This window comes from Intrasporangium oryzae NRRL B-24470 (assembly GCF_000576595.1).
GTDB classification, from domain to species: domain Bacteria; phylum Actinomycetota; class Actinomycetes; order Actinomycetales; family Dermatophilaceae; genus Intrasporangium_C; species Intrasporangium_C oryzae.
The window spans coordinates 21643-40950 of the sequence record NZ_AWSA01000010.1 but is presented as its reverse complement, the minus strand read 5'-3'; the positions used below and the strand labels follow the sequence as shown (position 1 = coordinate 40950).

At 72.4% G+C, this 19308-nt stretch carries 16 protein-coding genes; 11 read left to right on the top strand and 5 right to left on the bottom strand.

What is annotated here, in order from left to right:
* The first annotated feature begins 17 nt into the window (after positions 1–17).
* On the top strand, positions 18–2561 hold the full coding sequence (locus tag N865_RS06150) for a CHAT domain-containing protein (RefSeq protein WP_157557583.1): 2544 nt from the start codon (positions 18–20) through the stop codon (positions 2559–2561).
* A 24-nt stretch (positions 2562–2585) separates the two neighbouring features.
* Here the strand turns inward: N865_RS06150 and N865_RS06145 are convergent, their stop codons facing one another.
* On the bottom strand, positions 2586–3773 hold the full coding sequence (locus tag N865_RS06145) for a flavin-containing monooxygenase (protein WP_034802932.1): 1188 nt from the start codon (positions 3771–3773) through the stop codon (positions 2586–2588).
* 81 nt (positions 3774–3854) lie between these two features.
* Between N865_RS06145 and N865_RS06140 the strand changes: the two genes are divergently transcribed.
* Positions 3855–4730 carry a methyltransferase domain-containing protein gene (locus N865_RS06140; RefSeq protein ID WP_211244867.1) on the top strand — a complete coding sequence of 292 codons (876 nt, stop codon included), beginning with the start codon at positions 3855–3857 and terminating at the stop codon, positions 4728–4730.
* A gap of 116 nt (positions 4731–4846) precedes the next feature.
* Here N865_RS06140 and N865_RS06135 read toward each other — a convergent pair whose 3' ends face one another.
* Positions 4847–5536 carry a DUF2461 domain-containing protein gene (locus tag N865_RS06135; protein WP_051510276.1) on the bottom strand — a complete coding sequence of 230 codons (690 nt, stop codon included), beginning with the start codon at positions 5534–5536 and terminating at the stop codon, positions 4847–4849.
* Positions 5537–5774: 238 nt separating this feature from the next.
* Between N865_RS06135 and efeU the strand changes: the two genes are divergently transcribed.
* From efeU to efeB, 3 genes are all read left to right on the top strand, one after another.
* Complete coding sequence (gene efeU / locus N865_RS06130) at positions 5775–6623, top strand: iron uptake transporter permease EfeU (protein ID WP_034802929.1); 849 nt, start codon at positions 5775–5777, stop codon at positions 6621–6623.
* Between the two features lie 175 nt (positions 6624–6798).
* Positions 6799–7953, top strand: coding sequence for an iron uptake system protein EfeO (gene efeO / locus N865_RS06125; protein ID WP_034802926.1), 1155 nt, complete (start codon positions 6799–6801; stop codon positions 7951–7953).
* Complete coding sequence (gene efeB / locus N865_RS06120) at positions 7950–9293, top strand: iron uptake transporter deferrochelatase/peroxidase subunit (RefSeq protein WP_084327990.1); 1344 nt, start codon at positions 7950–7952, stop codon at positions 9291–9293. The genes efeO and efeB overlap by 4 nt, the downstream gene beginning before the upstream one ends.
* 89 nt (positions 9294–9382) lie before the next feature.
* On the opposite strand, the gene N865_RS06115 is transcribed toward efeB, so the two are convergent.
* Positions 9383–10483: a diacylglycerol/lipid kinase family protein gene (locus tag N865_RS06115; protein ID WP_034802923.1), complete on the bottom strand. Its 1101-nt coding sequence runs from the start codon at positions 10481–10483 to the stop codon at positions 9383–9385.
* 59 nt (positions 10484–10542) lie between these two features.
* Here N865_RS06115 and N865_RS06110 point away from each other — a divergent pair, with 59 nt between their 5' ends.
* The 6 genes from N865_RS06110 (at position 10543) to N865_RS06085 (ending at position 15749) form a co-directional block, all read left to right on the top strand.
* Positions 10543–11094 (top strand): DinB family protein, encoded by a 552-nt coding sequence (locus N865_RS06110; protein WP_034802920.1) that lies wholly within the window; start codon positions 10543–10545, stop codon positions 11092–11094.
* A complete protein-coding gene (locus N865_RS06105; RefSeq protein ID WP_034802917.1) occupies positions 11091–12119 on the top strand; it encodes a Gfo/Idh/MocA family protein in 1029 nt (342 codons plus the stop codon). Before N865_RS06110 ends, N865_RS06105 begins: the two co-directional genes overlap by 4 nt.
* A 160-nt stretch (positions 12120–12279) precedes the next feature.
* Positions 12280–13179, top strand: coding sequence for an ABC transporter ATP-binding protein (locus N865_RS06100; RefSeq protein WP_034802915.1), 900 nt, complete (start codon positions 12280–12282; stop codon positions 13177–13179).
* Positions 13176–14027 (top strand): ABC transporter permease, encoded by an 852-nt coding sequence (locus N865_RS06095; protein WP_051510257.1) that lies wholly within the window; start codon positions 13176–13178, stop codon positions 14025–14027. The genes N865_RS06100 and N865_RS06095 overlap by 4 nt, the downstream gene beginning before the upstream one ends.
* 122 nt (positions 14028–14149) lie before the next feature.
* On the top strand, positions 14150–15127 hold the full coding sequence (locus N865_RS06090) for a cation transporter (RefSeq protein WP_245603691.1): 978 nt from the start codon (positions 14150–14152) through the stop codon (positions 15125–15127).
* A gap of 115 nt (positions 15128–15242) precedes the next feature.
* Complete coding sequence (locus tag N865_RS06085) at positions 15243–15749, top strand: hypothetical protein (protein ID WP_034803085.1); 507 nt, start codon at positions 15243–15245, stop codon at positions 15747–15749.
* Positions 15750–15849: 100 nt separating this feature from the next.
* On the opposite strand, the gene N865_RS06080 is transcribed toward N865_RS06085, so the two are convergent.
* Positions 15850–17541, bottom strand: coding sequence for an AbgT family transporter (locus N865_RS06080; protein WP_034802913.1), 1692 nt, complete (start codon positions 17539–17541; stop codon positions 15850–15852).
* Positions 17538–19076, bottom strand: a complete 1539-nt coding sequence (locus N865_RS06075) for a leucyl aminopeptidase family protein (RefSeq protein ID WP_034802911.1) — start codon at positions 19074–19076, stop codon at positions 17538–17540. The genes N865_RS06080 and N865_RS06075 overlap by 4 nt, the downstream gene beginning before the upstream one ends.
* Between the last annotated feature and the right edge of the window lie 232 nt (positions 19077–19308).

The window sequence follows — 19308 nt, the reverse complement described above, 5'->3', positions numbered from 1 at the left end:
TGCGTGAGCAGGCGGTGGTGGCCAACAGCGCCGGTCGACCGGCCGAGGCGGTCAGGCTGCTCGGGGAGGCCCTCGGGGCGCTCGACGCGATCGCGGGAGGTGTGCCGGAGCACGAGTGGCTCGTGCTCCGGTGCAACACCCTCATCACCCTGGCGCTGTCCGACTTCCTCGTCGCGGGCCTGAAGCCTGCGCGGGCCAGGCTCCGGGCAGCCGAGGAGGTCGCGCGTCAGGCGGGGGACCCGGGCCTCACCCCGCGGATCGCCTACCAGAGCGCCAACATCCACGGCCGGGGGGGCGACCTCGCGACCGCGTGGAACGAGCTGCAGCGGGCCCTGAGCCACCTCGACGCCTTCGCTCCGCGCGAGCAGTGCTCGGTTCACCTGAGCCGCGGGATGCTGGCCCTCGAGCTGGCTCGACCCCACGAGGCGCTCTCGTCCTTCGCCGTGGCCGCCAGCCTCGCCCACGAGCAGGGCTTCGGCGCCGAGGAGCGGATGGCGCGCCACAACGAGGGTTACGCCACCTACCTCGTCGGCGACCTGCCACGAGCCCTCGCTCTCATCGCCGAGGCCGACGAGCTCGTCGAGGACGTCTCGCTGGGGACGGAGGCCCTCGACCGCGCCCGGGTCCTCCTCGAGGCGGGCCTCGTCAGTGAGGCCGTCGAGGTGCTGGGTGGGGCGCGCGCTCGCGTGGGCGACGACGAGCGGGCCATGCGCGCCGAGTTCGACCTCGAGCTCGCTCGGGCACATCGCCTCGAGGGGCGCCTCGACCTCGCAACGGCGTCGGCCGAGGCGGCCCGCGAGGGATACGCCCGGCTGGACGCGATGGCCTGGGAGACGAAGGCCCGCGTCCTGGGCCTGCTCATCGACCTCGAGCGGTGGCGTCGAGAGCGGGCGCGAGCCACGGACCTCGTCGAGGCGAGCGCCGACCTGCCCCGGGCAGCAGCGGCCACGGCCGACGAGCTGGTCGCGGCCGCCGAGAAGGTGGGCGACTCCGAGCTCGCCCACGCAGCCCGGCTGACCGCGGCAGATGCGCTCCTGGCTGTCGGCGACGTCGAGGCAGCCCGTCAGAGACTCGCCGGGTCCGACGGCCATCGACCCGCGTCGGTGTCGGACGAGCTCGCCACGGCCGCCGTGACGGCGGAGGTCCATGCCGCCGCCGGGGAGGCGACGGCGGCACGGCGGGCCCTCTCCGTCGCAGCCCGCCGCCTCGCGGCCGGCCTGCACGGGAGTGCGAGTCTCGACCTGCGCACCGCGCGGGCCGTCCACGGTGTCCGCCTCGCCTCCCTCGACATCGAGCTCGCCCTGCCCCGTGGCAGCTCGGCCGTCCTCGAGGCGCTAGAGCGGTGGCGCAGCGCGACCGACCGCCTGCCGTCGCTCGAACGCCCGGCCGACGAGCAGCTCGCGGCGCTCACCGAACAGCTGCGCGCGGTGCACGCCCAGCTGCGCGCGGATCCCGACCCCGACCAGCTGGCGCGGCTGCGGCGGCGCGCGGGCACGCTCGAGCGCGAGATCCGCGCCCGGGACTGGGCCCTCAGCAGCCGGTCGGGTGGGACGGCGGCGCTCGACCTCCGTGTCCGTGAGGGCCGGGAGGCGCTCGCCCGAGCCGACCGGGACCTGCTCTGGTTCTTCACCCATGGCGGCCGGCTCTGGGGTGTCGGCATCGTCGGAGGACGCGCGCGGCTGCGCGACCTCATGCCGGTGTCAGCCGCCGCCGACCTGGCCCAGCGGATGCGCCTCGACCTCAGGGCCGCCACGACCCGTCAGCTCGGACCCCTTACCGCGGCCGTCTGGGGCTCGCTGCGGGCCTCGGCCCAGCAGCTCGACGACGCCCTCGTGCGCCCGTGGGGGGTCCGACGTGGGGGCCTCGTCCTCGTGACCTGCGAGGAGGTCTCGGCGCTGCCGTGGGCGCTGCTCCCGTCGCTCTCCGGCGCACCCGTCACCTTGGCGCGCTCGCTCACGTCGTTCGCCCGTCGGGTCGGCCCCGGCGCAACGCACGACGGGCAGCCGCCTGCGGTTCACGTGAGCGTCGGGCCTGCAGTGCCTCGCGCGGAGGCCGAGGCTGCCGCGGTCGCGGCCGCGTGGCGGGGCCGCGGCGCCACGGTCGAGCTCGCCAGTCCGTCGTCGGCGAGCGGCCTCGTCGCCGCGCTCGCGCGAGACCACGTCGTCCATGTCGGGGCCCACGGGACCCACCAGACCCAGTCGCCGCTCTTCTCGTCGCTGGCCCTGCACGACGGACCCGCCTTCGCCCACGAGCTCCAGTCGTCGGGGGTCTCGGCCGCACACGTCGTGCTCTCCGCCTGCGACGTCGGCTCGGCGGTCTCGCGGCCGGGTGAGGAGCAGCTCGGGATGGCCGCGGCCGTCCACTCGCTCGGCGCGCGCTCGGTCGTCGCCGCCGTGTCGCCGGTGCCCGACGACGTCGCGGCCGCCGCCATGACGCGGCACCACGAGGGTCTCGCGCGCGGGGTCACGAGCGACGAGGCCCTCGCGGCGGCCATTGCCGCAACGGACCCGGTCGCCGCGGCGTTCGTCCACCTCGGTGGTCTGTTCACCGACGCGAGGTGATCCGGTCCGTCGCGGGCCGTGGTGTCACCCCGAGGCGGCGGCGTCGAGCTCCCTCAGCCGGTCCTGCCGAGCCATACCCATGGCGATGGCGATCTTCTTCGCGTCGATGCCGATCTCGCGAAGCAGCCCCGAGATCGTGTTGCTGAAGCCGATGAACCACAGGCCCTTGGCCCGCGGGTCCGTCCGGCCTCCCGTCACGACGGGCCGTCCCTTCTCGTCGAGCACGCCGAGGTGCCCGAGCAGGGGCTCGAGCCCACGCGTGTAGCCGGTCGCGAGGACCACCGCATCGGGCTCGATCCGCGACCCGTCCGCGAGGACGACCGCGCCCCCGTCGAAGGCCGTGAGCGCGGCAACCGGCTCGACCCGACGGGACTGGATCGCCTCGATGATCCCCACGTCGACGACCGGGATCGCATTGTCCTCGACGACTCGCGTCACCATCCCCGTGTCGGGGCGTGGAAGGCCGTATGCCGTGAGGTCGGGTGTCGTCGCCCGTGACACGAGCGCCGCGGCGCGGTCCGCGACGGCGGTGGGCAGGTGGCGGATGGCGATGCCGCCGTACTGCGCGGCATACGGACCGGAGGAGCGGCGCTGGATGTGGGGCACGGTCCGGACGGCGAGGCGGACCCGGCTCGCGCCCTGCTCGGAGAGGTCGACGGCGATCTCGGTGCCCGTGTTGCCCGTGCCGACCACGAGCACGTCGTTGCCTGCGAAGTCCGCGCCGGTGCGGTAGTCGCGGGCGAGAACGATGCGGCCGGAATAGTCCTGCAGCCCAGGCACATTCGGTTCACGAGGCGTGTGGTTGAAGCCCGTGGCGACGACCGCGTAGGGCGCCGTGAGCGTCTCGCCCCCCGCGAGCGTGACCACCCACCCGTGCCCGTCGGCGGACCGGTCGAGACGCACCACCTCGGAACCGAAGCGGATGTCGAGGTCGTGGTGAGCGGCATACAGCTCGAGGTAGCGCACGACGTCGTCGCGGGCGACCCAGCGGCCCATCTCCTTCGGGATGGGCAGGCCGGGCAGGCCGGAGAGCTCTCGCGGAGTGTGGAGGTGGAGGCGGTCGTAGTGGCGCCGCCACGAGCTGCCGACGTGGTCGCCGCGCTCGAGGACGAGGGCGTGGAGGCCGCGCTGGCCGAGGGTCGCGGCCACGGCGAGCCCCGCGGGGCCGCCGCCGACGACGAGGGCGTCGACCGGTGTGTTGCGTCGTGTCACGGGCCCAACGTAGCGACCGGATGACGGCGCGTCTCGGGCATTTGAGGTGACGCGGCGGTGAAGACGCCCCATCATGGATCCATGTCGCCAGGGCCGCAGGGGAGTGGTGACGGGGGCGGGCCGGTGGCCGCTCCCGCGCCGGGGATGTTCAACAAGGACCGCATCGGCGAGGGCGGCGATGCCCGGCTCGCGGCCCTCGTCCAGACGCTCGACGTCCAGGCCGAGCAACCGGCGGTCGTGCGCCTGCGTGCGTGGTCGCTCGCGGCGCTCGACCCGCGCCCCGGCGAGACCGCGGTCGACGTGGGGTCGGGGACCGGCAGCGAGGTCCTGCGCCTCGCCGAGCTCGTCGGGCAGTCCGGTCGGGCCATCGGGGTCGAGCCGAACCCAGGCCTCCGCGGGGTCGCGCAGGAGCGTGCCGCGAGCGCCGGTGCGACCACGGCGTCCTTCGTCGAGGGCGAGGCCGCGGCGCTGCCCCTCGACGACGGCAGCGTCGACGTCCTGCGGTGCGAGCGCGTCCTCCAGCACCTCGACGACCCCCAGGCGGCGGTCGACGACTTCGCCCGCGTGCTCCGCCCGGGCGGGCGCGTCGCGATCCTCGACAGCGACTGGGGCACGGTCGTCACGCACCCGGGCGACCCGCAGCTGCTGAGGCGGTATGCCGAGTCGAACTGGAGCCGCATGGCCAACCCCTTCTCCGGGCGCCACCTCGCCAACCAGCTGCGCTCGGCCGGGCTCGACGTGGACCCCGACATCGGCTCTTCCGCGCTGATCATGCCGCCGCTCGCCGTCGTCAACGGAGGTCTCCTGCGCGCCAACGCCGAGGCGGCCGTCGCGGACGGGCACCTGACCCGTGAGGAGGTCGAGGGGCTCGTCGCCGAGGTGACGGCCGCCGCCGAGGCCGGGACCGCCTTCATCTCGGTGACGATGTTCGCCGTGGTCGCCCGCAAGCCCGCCTGACCCCGCCACTCGGCCCACCTCGCAACACACCGGGCACCGGGCAACGTCGACGGGTGCAACCGTCGAGGTTGGCCGGGGCTCGGTGTGTTGCGCGGAAGGTGGGGGCGCGGGAGGCGTCAGTCGGTGCCGACGTGGGCGGTGACCCAGTCGAGGAGTGGGCGGATCCGCTCCCAGGTGCCGCGGACCTCGTCGAGGGTGCGCGCCGAACCGAGCCACTCCGGCTCGCCGAAAGAGCGGATGAGCATGAGCTCCTTGAAGCGCAGGGTCGCGATCCGCGGATGGTCTGCGGGGTAGCCGCGCGGGGTCGTTCGCACCTGTTCGCCGCGGTCGACGAACCCGGCCGCGCGCAGCCCGTCGAGGAGGCCGACGAGCTCGGCGCCCGGTCGGTCCGTGGCGACGGCGGCCCTCAGACGCGCAGTCTGGGCGGGTGAGTGGGAGCGGAAGCCACCGCCGGCCGCGAGGCCCCGAGCCGAGAGCTGGACGTAGTAGCCGAGCCCGGGCCGGTCGCCGACGAGCGCGCCGATCTGTGTCTTGTAGGGGGACTTGTCGGCGCTGAAGCGGGTGTCGCGGTTGGGCCGGAAGAGCCTCGCCGGGCCGAAGTCCGGCTCGAGCGCGTCGAGGAGCGCGAGCATCGGGCCCTTGACGTCGTCCTCGAAGACGGCCCGGTGGTCCTGCCAGTAGGCCCGGGAGTTGTCGGCCTCGAGCCCCTCGTAGAAGGCGAGCGCCCGGTCGGAGAAGCCCGCGAAAGGCGGTGCAGAGCCGGCCCCCCGCGGCCCGGATCGGGCTGGGTCCCTCTTCTCGCTCATGACGCGACCGTGCCACCGCACGGGCACCGCGGCAAGAGGCGTGTCGGCGGGTGCGTGGCGAGGGCGTGGCAAGGGCCGCGACGAGGGTGTGACGAGGGTGTGACGTGTCTCATCGTGCGACCCGGCTTGTTAGGTGAGGCTTACCTGTGCTTTGCTGATTTCCGGCACGCAGACATGCTCTAAATCCTGAGCGCCCCCTGTGAGCCCCAGACCGTACCTCCCCAGGAAGAAGGACGCCGTGCTCGCCAGCAACGCGCTCATCGGACTCCGTGAGGGCCTCGAGGCCGCGCTCGTCGTGGTCATCCTCGTCGCCTTCCTCGTCAAGACCGACCGGCGCTGGGCCCTGCGCTACGTCTGGCTGGGGGTCGGCGTCGCCGTCGCCCTCGCCGTGGCCCTCGGGGCGATCCTGACCTACGGCACGAGCCAGCTGTCCTTCGAGGCCCAGGAGATGATCGGCGGCTCCGCCTCGATCCTCGCCGTCGCCTTCGTGACGGGCATGGTCTTCTGGATGCGCACCGCTTCCCGGACCATGTCGGGCGAGCTCAAGGGCCGCCTCGACAAGGCGCTCGACCTCGGCCCGCTCGCCATCGCCCTCGTCGGCTTCCTCGGCGTCGGACGCGAGGGCCTCGAGACCGCGATCTTCTTCTACGCGACGACGCAGGCCGCCGGACAGGGCAACAACCAGCCCCTCCTCGGCTGGGTCCTCGGACTCGGCGGCGCGATCGTGCTCGGTTGGCTCATCTACCGCGGTGCGGTCAAGATCAACCTCGCGAAGTTCTTCCGCTACACCGGCATCCTGCTCATCCTCGTGGCCGGCGGCATCCTCGCCTACGGCATCCACGACCTGCAGGAGGCGGGCGTCCTCCCGGGCCTCAACACCCTCGCCTTCGACGTGAGCAGCACCATCAACCCGGACAGCTGGTACGCCACGCTCCTCAAGGGCATCTTCAACTTCACGCCCGCGACGACCGTCCTGCAGGCCATCGCCTGGACGCTCTACGTCGGCGTCGTCCTCACGCTCTTCCTCCGCCCGGTCCGCGCGCCCAAGCCGGTCGCCGCCGAGCCGAAGCAGTCCGTCGCCGCCTGACCCCTGCCCGACCCACCAAGACCCAGCAAGACCCAGCAAGACCCAGCAAGACCCAGCACGACCCCCGCTGCGCGCCGACCGCACCGGCCGACCGAACCGGCCCAGCGGCATACGGACGCGCGTCCCCCGCCCCCGCCCACGTCGACTCACGACGCCCTCGCACCACAGGAGCACCATGTCCCGCCCCGTCCTGCGCCTCGCCGCGCCCCTCGCCCTGTCGCTCACGGCGGCGCTCGCCCTCGCCGGCTGCACCGACAAGGCCGGCACCGGCTCGACGTCGACCGGGGCCGCGAGCGGCACCATCACCGTCAAGGCCACCGACACGACGTGTGAGCTGAGCTCGACGACCGCCAAGGCCGGGACGATCACCTTCGAGGTGACCAACACCGGGACGAAGGTCAACGAGTTCTACGTCTACGGCGAGGGCGACCGGATCGTCGGCGAGGTCGAGAACATCACCCCGGGCCTCTCGCGCGAGCTCAAGATCGAGGCGACCGAGCCTGGCACCCTGACGACCGCGTGCAAGCCCGGCATGGTCGGCGACGGCATCCGCGCCCCCTTCACCGTGACCGGCACCGCCGCCAAGGGCAGCACCGACGCGACGGTCGCCAAGGCCATCGCCGACTACAAGACGTTCGTCGCCCACGAGGCCGACGAGTTCGTCGAGGAGACGGCGGCCTTCGTCGCGGCCGTCAAGGCGGGCGACGTCGCGAAGGCCAAGGCCCTCTACGCGGAGGCCCGCCACCCGTGGGAGGCCATCGAGCCGGTCGCCGAGAGCTTCGGCGACCTCGACCCGAAGATCGACGGCCGCGAGGACGTCATCGCCGAGGGCATGGCCTTCACCGGCTACCACCGCCTCGAGAAGGACCTCTGGAAGGACGGCCTCCAGAAGGACTCCTCCGCCGTCGCCGACCAGCTCCTCGCCGACGTCAAGCAGATCGCGGAGAAGTCCAAGACCGTCGAGCCGACCGCCCTGTCGATCGCGAACGGCGCCAAGGCCCTGCTCGACGAGGTCGCGACCGGCAAGATCACCGGTGAGGAGGAGCGCTACTCGCACACCGACCTGTGGGACTTCGACGGCAACCTCGAGGGCTCGCAGCAGGCGCTCGCCGCGCTCCGCCCCGTCGTCACCGCCCGCAACCCCGAGCTCCAGAAGGCGCTCGACGCCCGGTTCGCCGAGCTGAAGACGCTGCTCGAGTCGCACCGCACCGGCGAGGACTACAAGAGCTACACCGCGCTTACCCAGGCGGATATCAAGGCCCTCTCGGTCTCCCTCGACGCGCTCGCCGAGCAGGTCGCGAAGGTGCCGGGGGTCGTGGAGACCGCGTGACCGAGTCGTCGCCGCTGCCCTCCGACACGCCTGACGTGGAGGCGGGTCCGGCCGCCGGCGGTGGCCTGAGCCGCCGCCGGCTCCTCGGCGTCTCCGGGTCGGCCGCCCTCGCCGGGGTGGTCGCGGGAGCCGCGGGCACGTATGCCGCCGGGCGGGCCTCCGCGAGCGAGCCCTCTCCCGCGTCGGCGGGGTCCACGACGCTCGGGCTCGACGCCCCGATCGCCTTCCACGGCCCGCACCAGGCCGGCATCGTCACGCCCGCGCAGGACCGCCTCCACTTCGTCGCGCTCGACGTCGTGACGAAGGACCGGGCCGAGCTCGTCGAGCTGCTCAAGACCTGGACGCGCGCCGCCGAGCGGATGACCGCGGGCGCCGAGGCCGCGCCGGGAGGCCTTGTCGGCGGCGGCCCCAACCGTGTCCCCGAGGACACCGGCGAGGCCTACGGTCTGCCGGCTTCGGGGCTCACGATCACGATCGGCTTCGGCCCGTCCCTCTTCGACGAGCGGTTCGGGCTCGCCGACCGCCGGCCCGCCGCCCTCGAGGAGCTGCCGGAGTTCGCCGGCGACCAGCTCGACCCGCGACGCTCCGGCGGCGACCTCTGCATCCAGGCCTGCGCCAACGACCCGCAGGTCGCGGTCCACGCGGTCCGCAACCTCGTCCGGCTCGGCTTCGGCGTCGTCTCCGTGCGGTGGTCGCAGCTCGGCTTCGGCCGGACCTCCTCGACGTCGACCGCGCAGGCGACACCGCGCAACATGTTCGGCTTCAAGGACGGCACCAACAACCTCAAGGCGGAGGACCCCGCGGGCCTGACCGAGCACGTCTGGGTCGCGCCCGCCGACGAGACGGGCGGCGGCGCGTGGATGGCCGGCGGCTCCTACCTCGTCGCGCGCCGCATCCGCATGCACATCGAGGTCTGGGACCGGACCAACCTCCAGGAGCAGGAGGACGTCATCGGCCGCGACAAGAAGGAGGGTGCACCCCTCGGAGCGGCCAGGGAGTTCGACGAGCCCGACTTCGCGCGCAAGGGACCCGACGGCTCGCCGGCGATCCCGCTCAACGCCCACGTGCGCCTCGCCCACGCGAGCCAGCTCGGCGGCATACGGATCCTGCGTCGCGGCTACAACTTCACCGACGGCACCGACGGCGTCGGGCACCTCGACGCCGGGCTCTTCTTCATCGCGTTCATGCGCAACCCCGGGACGCAGTTCGTCCCGATGCAGCGCGCGCTGGCCAAGGCCGACGGGCTGAACGAGTACATCGAGCACAACGGGTCGGCCGTCTTCGCGTGCCCGCCCGGCACGCAGCCCGGCGAGTGGTGGGGCCAGGCGCTCTTCGCCTGACGACGGGTCGGCGCTGCCGGGGCCGCGCAGTCCGGGCCGCGCCGCGCCTCAGGTCGGGCGCCTCAGGTCGCGCGCCTCAGGTCCGCGCCTCAGGTCGCGCTGACGCGGACCGAGAGGACGCCCGGACGGACGATCGCGTTGACCTCGGTCGCCTCGCCGACGACGTCGCCGTCGACCTGGACAGGCAGCGGACGGTCGACCCGGACGCGCACCTCCTGGCACGTGCGCTGGTCGAGCGTCGGGTGCCCCTTGCGCTGTCGGGTCAGGACGCGCGTCGCGACCGGGACCCAGCCCACGACGCCCTTGGGCGACGCGATCACGACGTCGAGCTGGTTGTCGTCGACCCGGGCGTTGGGCATGAGGACGAGGCCGCCGAGGAGGCGCCCGCAGTTGCCGATCATGACCCCCCGCGCGCGGCGGCGGAACTCCGGGTCGGTGTCGAGCCTGATCGTCGTGCGGAACTCGGGCGACACGAGGCTCTTGACCCCCGAGAGCATGTAGGCGGCCCAGCCGACCTTGCTCTTGAGGTTCTCGTTGGTGCCGGCCATGATCGCGGCGTCCATCCCGATGCCGCTGATGACGAGGAAGTAGTGCGACTCGCTCGGCCCGACCGGGTTGCCGTCGCGGTCGGTGTCGCCGAGGACGAGCTCGCCGACGTCGATCCGGCGGTTGCGGCCCGTCAGCGCCACCGTCATGGCCGTGTCGAAGGCGTCGACCGGGAGGTCGAGGTTGCGGGCGAGGAGGTTGCCGGTGCCACCCGGGAGGATCCCGAGCGGGGTCTCCGTGCCGACGAGACCGCTCGCGACGTGGCGGACCGTGCCGTCGCCCCCGAGGCTGCAGACGACCTTGGCGCCGTCCTTGACGGCCTGCATCGCCTGGCCGCGTCCCGGGTCCTCGGCCGTCGTCTCGTAGAAGAGCGGCTCGCCCCAGCCCACCGCGCGGCAGGTCGCGGCGATGCGCTCGCGGACCGGGCCCTGGTCGGTGAACTTCGTCGGGTTGATGACGATCGCGGCCTGCTTGAGGTCGGCAGGAGGGACCTCCCCGTTGCGGAAGTGCCCGCGGTGCGGGCGCACGCGCCGACGCAGGCTCACCGGCGACGTGACATCGACCCTGGACAGGACGATGCCCGCGACGACGAGCACGACGACGACGATGCCGAGGACGATCCACGGCAGTTGATCCTTGAGCACGAACGCACGCTATCGGAGGTCCCGCCGCACCCCGAACCCGCCGGTCGTACGCTGAGCCCATGTCCGACGCTCCGCTCACCGACCCGGGGCCATCGACCCCCGACTCCGCCGACTGGACCTGGGTCCTCTCGCGCCACTGCCCCGACTGCGGCTTCGACGCGCGCGACGTCCGCGTCGACGGCATCCCCGAGATCCTCCACGACGCCTCCAGCCGGTATGCCGCCGTGCTCGGTCGCGCCGACGTGCGCACCCGCCCGTCGTCCGGGGTGTGGTCTCCGCTCGAGTACGTCTGTCACGTCCGCGACGTCTGTGACGTCATGCGCGGCCGGGTCGAGCAGATCCTCGCCGGCGGCGGCGAGCTCGTCCACTTCGCCAACTGGGACCAGGACGAGACCGCGCTCGAGAAGGCCTACTGGCGCTCCGACCCGTCGGAGGTGAGGCGTGAGGTCACCCGCGCGTTCGACGCGGCGGCAGCGGCATACGCGCTGCCCGTCGGCGAGCAGTGGACGTGGCCGGCCGAGCGGAGCAACGGCTCGCGCTTCACGACCGACAGCCTCGCGAAGTACTTCCTGCACGACGTCATCCACCACCTCTGGGACGTGAACGCATGACCCTCCCCGGACCGCTCACCCCCGACCCGCACGAGGCTCCGGCGATCCGCTGGGGCATCCTCGGCCCGGGCGGCATCGCGCACACGTTCGCCGAGGCGGTCGCCGTCGGAACCGCGTCGCAGGTTGTCGCGGTGGGTTCGCGCAACGCGGACCGGGCGCGGGGCTTCGCCGACGAGTTCGGCATCGAACGGGCCTACGGCAGCTACGAGGAGCTCGTCACCGACGACGGAGTCGACGCGGTCTACGTCGCCTCGCCGCACTCCGAGCACCGTGACCACGCCCTGCTGGCGCTCGAGGCCGGCAAGCCCGTCCTCGTCGAGAAGGCGTTCACGCGGAGCGCGGCCGAGGCCCGTCAGGTGCTCGACGCCGCGACGGAGCGGGGGCTGCTCGCCGCCGAGGCCATGTGGAGCCGCTACCTGCCGCACTACGACGTCGTGAAGCAGGCCGTCGACGGAGGGCTGCTCGGCGAGATCGTCGTGGTCTTCGCCGACCACGGCCAGAAGCTCTACCCCGACGGGCCGGCCCGGCTCTCGCAGCCCGAGCTCGCCGGTGGCGCCCTGCTCGATCTCGGCGTCTACCCGATCTCCTTCTCCGACATGCTGTTCGGCGGGTTCGCCTCGGTCTCGGGGACGGGCACCCTGACCGAGCTCGGCGTCGACGAGGCCACGAGCATCGTCGTGACCGGCGAGGCGGGCGCGCAAGGGCTGCTGTCGTGCACGATGAACGCGGCGACGCCGTGCTCGGCCGTCGTGGCCGGTACGGACGCGCGCCTCGAGATCGACGGCCGGTTCTACGCCCCCAACGTGGTGCGCCTCGTCAGTCGCGACGGCGCGGTCCTCGACACGTACGACGGCGCGCTGCCCGACAACTTGCGCGGCTTCAGCTACGAGGCGGCCGAGTTCGCCCGCTGCCTCGTCGCCGGCTCGACCGAGACGACCTCGATGCCGCACGCGGCCACGCTGCGCGTGATGGAGGCGATGGACGAGGTCCGCCGCCAGACCGGAGTCACCTACCCCGGCGAGTGAGGATGTTCTTCGCCCGGGCGGGCTTGTTGTGGTGCGCACGACCCGGGTCTCTCGGGGTTCGACCCTGAGTCGACTCAGGGTCGGCGGCGGCAGGGTCCGGGGTCGGGTGGGGAGCAACCCCAATGGCCGGTGCCACCGGCGCGGCGAGAGGGTGAACCCCATGATCACAGTGGAGCGACTCACGAAGCGGTACGGCCCGTTCACGGCCGTCGACGACGTCTCGTTCGAGGTCAAGCCCGGTCTCGTCACCGGCTTCCTCGGACCCAACGGCGCTGGCAAGAGCACGGCCATGCGCGTCATGGCGGGCCTCACCCCCGCCACCTCGGGGACCGCGACGGTCCTCGGCCGGCCCTACGGCCACCTGCCCAACCCGGGCCGTCACGTCGGCGTCCTGCTCGACGCGTCCGCCCAGCACGCCGGCCGGACCGGTCGAGAGGTCCTGACCCTGGGCGCCATCCTCATGGGCGTCGACCGTCGCCGGGTCGACGAGATGATCGAGCTCGTGGGCCTGACCGACAAGGAGGCATCGCGCCGGGTCCGGAACTACTCGCTCGGGATGCGTCAGCGCCTCGGCATCGCGCACGCGCTCCTCGGCGACCCAGAGGTCCTCATCCTCGACGAGCCGGCCAACGGCCTCGACCCTGCGGGCATCCGCTGGATGCGCGACCTGCTCCGCGGATACGCCAACGAGGGCGGCACGGTCCTGCTCAGCTCGCACCTCCTCAACGAGATCGAGCGCGTGGCCGACGAGATCATCGTCATCGGCCACGGCCGGATCGTTGCCCAGGGCACGAAGGAGGAGCTCCTGGCGGGGGCCGGCACGATCGTCCGCTCGACCGACGACGAGCGCCTGCTCGCCGCGCTCGCCGCCGACTCGGTCGTCGCGACGCGGGCCGCGACCGGCGGCCTCCAGGTCGAGGCGGAGCCGCTCACGGTCGGCCGCATCGCCGCAGCGCACGACATCGTCCTCTACGAGCTGCGCGGGGGCGACAGCCGAGGACTCGAGGAGATGTTCCTCGAGCTCACCGCGGGTGCGGCCCGAGAGGCGGTGGCGGCATGAGCACCACGACCACGTCGTATGCCGCTGGGCCGGCAGGGGTCTCCAAGCACGCCGAGTCCCCGCTGCCCACGACCGCCACGGTCCCGAGCCGCATCCCGGGGGAGCGGCCGAGGACCGGTGTGACGTTCGCGCGGCTCGTCCACGTCGAGCTGCGCAAGATGCTCGACACCCGAGCCGGTCGCTGGCTCGTCATCGGGATCGGGGCCGTCATCGCGACGGCGCTCGTCATCCTCTTCTTCAACAACGGCGGCCAGCACAGCTTCGAGGACTACCTCCAGGCGACGACGATGCCGCAGGCGATCATCCTGCCGGTCGTCGGCATCCTCGCCGTGACGTCGGAGTGGTCGCAGCGCACCGGCCTCGTGACGTTCGGTCTCGAGCCGAGGCGCGGCCGGGTGGCGTGGGCCAAGCTCGTCGCCGCGCTGCTCGTCGGGGTCGGGGCGCTCGTGCTGTCCTTCGTGCTCGCTGTCGTCGCGCACCAGGCGGCGATCACCTTCCGCGGCATCGAGGGCGACTGGAGCATCGCGGGCCTCACCCTGCTCGGCGCGTCGCTCTACGTCCTGCTCGGCCTGGCCCAGGGGGTCGGCTTCGGCATGCTGTTCAAGAACACGCCCGCCGCGGTCGTCGTCTACTTCGTCCTGCCGACCGCGTGGTCGATCCTCGGCTCGCTCGTCAGCTGGGTGGGCGACGTGGGTCGCTGGCTCGATCTCAACCGGACGATGCAGCCGCTCTTCGAGGGGTCGCTGACGACTGAGCAGTGGGCCCGGCTCGGCACCTCGGTCGGCCTCTGGGTCGTCCTGCCGCTCGCCGTCGGCATCTGGCGCCTGACCCGCGCCGAGGTGAAGTAGCCCGCGCGCCCAGCCGCCGCCGAGTGGCCGGTTCCGTCCCGGAGGGGGAGCCGGCCACTCGGCGTGTGACCGGCCGGGCGCGAGGATCCCGTCCGGGGCTGGATCATCACCCTGGTGGGGTGATGATCGCCGGGACCCCCTCGTGGAACCGTGCGACGGAGCACCACGCCCCGGTGGGAGACGAGATGACCGATGCCGCGCAGGACCGGGCCTCCTATGGCGCCCTGAGGCTGTCCGTGGTCGCGGGTGCCGTGTCGGCGGTGCTCGCCGTGGTCTGGGGTCTCGCGGCCGGTTCCCGCGTGATCCTCTTCGACGGGGTCTCCGCAGGGATCGGGCTCGTCATGAGCCTCCTGTCACTCGCCGCGGCCCGCGCCGCCGCGGCCGGCGACTCGCCCGCCTTCCCCTACGGGCGCCAGGCGATGCTCCCGATGGCGATCGGCGCGCAGGGGATCGCCCGTCTCGGCTTCACGGCATACGCCGTGACGGACGCCGTCCTCGTGATCCTCGCAGGCGGCGACGACGTCGAGACGGGCTCGGCGCTGCTGTATGCCGCTGTGGCGGCGGTCCTCTGCATCGGCGTGGCGCTCCGCTTGAGGACGCCCGCGCGTCGCGACGAGCTCGTCGCCGCGGAAGAGCTGGGGTGGCGGATCGCGAGCCTCCTCTCGGTCGCCATCCTCGTCGGGTTCAGTGTCGTCGCGCTCCTGCCGGAGGGGGACGCCAAGGCGACGGCGGGCCGCTACGTCGACCCGGTCCTCGTCCTCGTCGTCTCCCTCATCGTCCTGCCGGCCCCGCTGCGCCTCGTGCGGACGATGTTCCGCGAGCTCCTCGAGATGCGGCCTCCCGAGGCGATCGAGACACCCGCGCGCGCCGCCGTCACCGAGGTGTGCGCGTCGATGGGCCTCCACGAGCCGGTCATCCGCATGACGAAGACCGGCGCTCGGCTCTACCTCGAGGTCGACCACGTCGTCGAGGTCGGCGAGTGGGACGTCTCCCGCATCGACCGGCTCCGCGCGGCCCTCCTCGAGCGACTCGCCGCACCGACGTATGCCGTGTGGCTCAACGTCGAGCTGTCGTGCGACCCCACGTGGCAGCTCGCCTGACGGCACCGACCCCCGGCCGACACCCGCACGAACCCATCCAGACCGAGAACCACCAGAACCGAGCACCACCGAAACCGAGCATTACCGAAACCGAAGGGCGGACCCCATGTCGATCATGACCTCGCTACACGGCATCCTCACCGAGGCCGAGGCCGACCTCGTCCGGGAGACGGAGCCGGAGCGGATGGAGGAGCTCGACGAGGACGCACTCCTCGAGCTCCACACGAGGGTCCGCAGGGCCCGTACGAAGTACGTCAAGCTCTACCGCCGCCAGGCCGCGACGCGGGTCGCCGCCAAGGGCGGTCGTGGCGCCGCCCGCCCGGCGAACCGCCGCAACGCCGACAAGGCGGAGATCTTCGAGATCGCCCTCGCCCGGGTGAGCAAGCGGGTCGACGTCGTCGCACGCAAGGCGGCCGCCGACCTCAAGGCCGAGCGGCTCGCCGCGGCGAAGGAGGCCAGGATGTCCGCGGCGCCGAGCACCGGCCCGGCCGCGCGCAGGAAGAGCGGGCCCACCTCGACCGGACCGGCCACCCGGACCCGGAAGACGACGGGCGGGATCAAGAAGGACGCGTCGTCGCGGTCGCAGGGTGCGCGTCGCCAGGCCAAGCGCGACGTCAGGTAGCCCCGGGAGCCGGCCCGGCGGCATACGGGCCGGTCATCCCCTATGGAGGCGCCCCCGGCCACGGACCGGGGGCGCCTGGGTGTCTCGGAGCGTGCTGCGTTCAGTTGAGATGGACGGGAGCGCCCGGCCCCCACGGGATCCCGACGAGGTACCACACGACGAAGAAGATGATCCACGTGACGAGCACGATGGCCGTGTAGGGGATCATCATCGACACCACCGTGCCGAGGCCCGACTTGCGGTTGTAGCGCTGGCAGACGAGCACGATGAACGGCAGGTAGACCATGAGCGGCGTGATGACGTTCATGGGTCCGTCGCCGACCCGGTAGGCCGCGATGACGGTCTGCGGTGCGATGCCGAGGCGGTAGAAGAGCGGGATGAAGATCGGCGCGAGGATCGCCCACTTCGGGATGACCCCCGGCATGATCAGGTCGATGACCGCCACGAGGAGGATGAAGCCGACGAGGAGCGCGAGCGCCCCGATGTTGGCGCTCTCGAGGAGGTCGGCGAGGCCCGTCGCGGCGAGCTTGGAGATGTTCGAGTAGTTGAAGTATGCGATGAACTGCGCGATGAGGAGCATCAGGAAGATGAGCCCGCCGAGCCCGTTGAAGGTCTTGACGATCGCGTTGATGACGTTGGTGCTGCCCATCAGCGTCTTGGCGCCTCGCCCGTAGCCGAGGCCGGCCGCGAGGAAGAGCATCGAGATGATGAAGAGCAGGCTGCTCATGAAGGGCGACGAGCCGAAGATCTCGCCCGTCTCCGGGTTGCGCAGCGGCGCGTTGGGCAGGAAGGTCAGCAGCGCGACGACCGCCACCGCGACGAGGACCCAGTAGCCGGAGAGGCGCAGGCCGCGCGACTCGAGGGCCAGCTCCTCGTCGGTGAGGACCTGGTCGGTGGCGGCCTCCTCGTGGTCCTCGGGTGCCTCCTTCGGGTCCCACTTGCCGAGGCGCGGCTCGAGGAGCTTCTCGGTGATCCACGTCATGACGAGCGCGCAGAAGAAGAGCGACGCGGAGCTGAAGAAGTAGTTCTGCGTGACGTTGAGGGTGACGCCCGGCGCGACGAGCCCGATCGTCTCGTTGGTGACCTCGGTGATGATGCCGTCGGCCGGCGTGATGAGGATGTTGACGAAGAAGGCCGCGCTCACACCGGCATACGCGGCGGCGATGCCCGCGAGCGGATGCCGCCCGAGGGAGACGAACGCTGCTGCGCCGAGGGGGATGAGCACGAGGTAGCCGGCGTCGGACGCGACGCTCGAGATACCGCCGAGCAGGATGATGATGAAGGTGATGAGCCCGGCCGGCGCGACCTTGACCATCTTGCGGATGAGCGCCGCGATGAGGCCGGACTCCTCGGCGACGCCGACGCCGATCATCGCGACGAGGATGACGGCCACGACGCCGAAGTCGTTGAAGTTCTGCACGGCCGTCGTGAAGATGAACCGGATGCCGTCGGCCGTGAGGAGGCTGTTGACCGAGATCGTCTCCTGCTGGATCTCGTAGTCCGGCACCGGCGGGACCGGCGTGTGCGGCAGGGACGGGATCGACGTGCCCTGCTCGTAGTCCGGGTAGACGGGCACCGTCGAGGGCTCGGCGACGTCGGTCGTCACGCTCGCCCCGGTCAGGTAGAGGATGTGCGACAGGATGATGACCCCGACGATGAGCCCGAGGAAGATCAGGGCCGGGTGCGGGACCTTGTTGCCGAGTCGCTCGATGGCGTCGAGGAAGCGCTGGGTGCCGCCGTTCTTCTCCTTTGTCGCCGGCTCGTCGGCCGGTGGGGTGGCGACGGCGCTCATGCGTTCCCTCCTGCGGACGAGCCCTCGACGGCGGGTGGTGGCGTGAAGCGGAGCGCCAGCTCGACGAGGAGGCGGCTGCCGAACCCCGTCGCCCCCTTGTTGTGCCACGTGCTGGCCGCCGGGAGCTGGGCCGTGCCGGCGATGTCGATGTGCGCCCACGGCCGGCCGTCGACGAACTCCTCGAGGAAGAGCGCGGCCGTGATGGACCCGGCGTTCGGTCCGCCCATGTTCGTCAGGTCGGCGACGGCCGAGTCGAGCTGCTTGCGGTAGGGCCGGTGGAGCGGCAGCTGCCAGACCGGTTCGTCGACCGTCGTCCCCGCGTGCGTGACCTGGTCGACGAGCTCCTGGCTGTTGCCCATGACGCCCGCGAGGTCGACGCCGAAGGTGCGCAGGCAGGCCCCGGTGAGCGTCGCGATGTCGACGATGGCGTCGACACCCTGCTCGGCAGCGAGGGCGAGGGCGTCGGCCATGACCAGCCGCCCCTCGGCATCCGTGTTGAGGACCTCCACCGTGAGGCCGTTGCGCATCGTGAGGACGTCACCGAGCTTGAGCGCCGAGCCGGACGGCATGTTGTCGGTGCACATGAGGTAGCCGGTGACCTCCGTCGTGCAGCCGAGGGCCTCCAGGGCGGTCATCGAGGCGAGGACGGTCGCCGCGCCGGTCATGTCGTTCTTCATCTGGGCGTGCGACTCGTCGCTCGGCTTGAGGCTGATGCCGCCGGAGTCGTACATGATCCCCTTGCCGACGAGGGCGAGGTGGCCCTTGGGCTCCGCCGGCACGTAGCGCAGGCGGATCATCCGCGGCTCCTCGACGCTGCCGAGGTTGACCCCGAGGAGCCCGCCGCAGCCCATCTCGACGAGCTGCGCCTTGTCGAAGACCTCCACCTCGAGCCCGACCCCGGGCCCGATCTCCTCGGCGACGTGGGCGATGCGGGTGGCGGTGAGGATCGCCGCCGGGCAGTTCGCGAGGTCACGGCCGAGGTTGGAGGCCCGGGCGAGGACCTGGCCACGGCGCACACCCTCGCGGACCTCGTCCGCGACCGCGTCGGGGGCGACGACGACGAGTGACTCGAGGAGTGGCTCGTCGCCGCCCTTGCCGACGTGGAAGCGCCACCGGGCGAGGAGCACACCCTCCGTCACCGCCTCGGCGAAGTCGCCGGGCGAGAGGGCGGTCTCGGTGCTCGGCAGCGAGACCGCGAGGTGCCGCTGGTGGGGCACGGCGAGGGCGAACGACGCCGCGAGGTCGCGCACGAGGCTCGCGTCGACCGTCTGGCCCGCGCCGATGCCGACCGCGACGAGGGCCCGGCCCTCGGCGCTGGGCACGACGAGGGTCTGCCCGCGCTTCCCCTCGAAGCCGGCGGCGGCGAGCGCCGCCCGGTCGAAGCCGAGCGCCGCCGGGGCGTCTGCGCCCTCGGCGACCGGGACGGCCGTCGCCCCGGCCTCGGCGAGCGGCGGGAGGTCGGGCGCGACGGTCACCGAGACGGGTCGGCGCCAGGAGGGGATGGGATCGATCGCGAGGGTGGCTGGTGTGCTCACGGCGGCTCCTTCCGAGGGACATCTCAGGATTGCGGCCGGCCCGTGCGTGCGGATTCACCCCAACGGGGTGAGCCTTCGGCGAGGCCGAGCCACCCGGCATACGGACGTGATGCGGCATCCGGCCCGCGCGGGGTGTCACCCCGTCAGGGTGAAGTCGGCCACGAACGCCCGTCGCTAGCGTCGAGCGAACGTCCCGGCGCGCTGATCCTTGGGAGGTCGCATGACCCGCATG

Coding starts and splice junctions, on each gene's coding strand:
- N865_RS06140 (WP_211244867.1), top strand. CDS start 3,855: ATGTCGCCAGGGCCGCAGGGGAGTGGTGACGGGGGCGGGCCGGTGGCC.
- N865_RS06135 (WP_051510276.1), bottom strand. CDS start 5,536: ATGAGCGAGAAGAGGGACCCAGCCCGATCCGGGCCGCGGGGGGCCGGC.
- efeO (WP_034802926.1), top strand. CDS start 6,799: ATGTCCCGCCCCGTCCTGCGCCTCGCCGCGCCCCTCGCCCTGTCGCTC.
- N865_RS06110 (WP_034802920.1), top strand. CDS start 10,543: ATGTCCGACGCTCCGCTCACCGACCCGGGGCCATCGACCCCCGACTCC.
- N865_RS06105 (WP_034802917.1), top strand. CDS start 11,091: ATGACCCTCCCCGGACCGCTCACCCCCGACCCGCACGAGGCTCCGGCG.
- N865_RS06100 (WP_034802915.1), top strand. CDS start 12,280: ATGATCACAGTGGAGCGACTCACGAAGCGGTACGGCCCGTTCACGGCC.
- N865_RS06095 (WP_051510257.1), top strand. CDS start 13,176: ATGAGCACCACGACCACGTCGTATGCCGCTGGGCCGGCAGGGGTCTCC.
- N865_RS06090 (WP_245603691.1), top strand. CDS start 14,150: ATGATCGCCGGGACCCCCTCGTGGAACCGTGCGACGGAGCACCACGCC.
- N865_RS06085 (WP_034803085.1), top strand. CDS start 15,243: ATGACCTCGCTACACGGCATCCTCACCGAGGCCGAGGCCGACCTCGTC.
- N865_RS06080 (WP_034802913.1), bottom strand. CDS start 17,541: ATGAGCGCCGTCGCCACCCCACCGGCCGACGAGCCGGCGACAAAGGAG.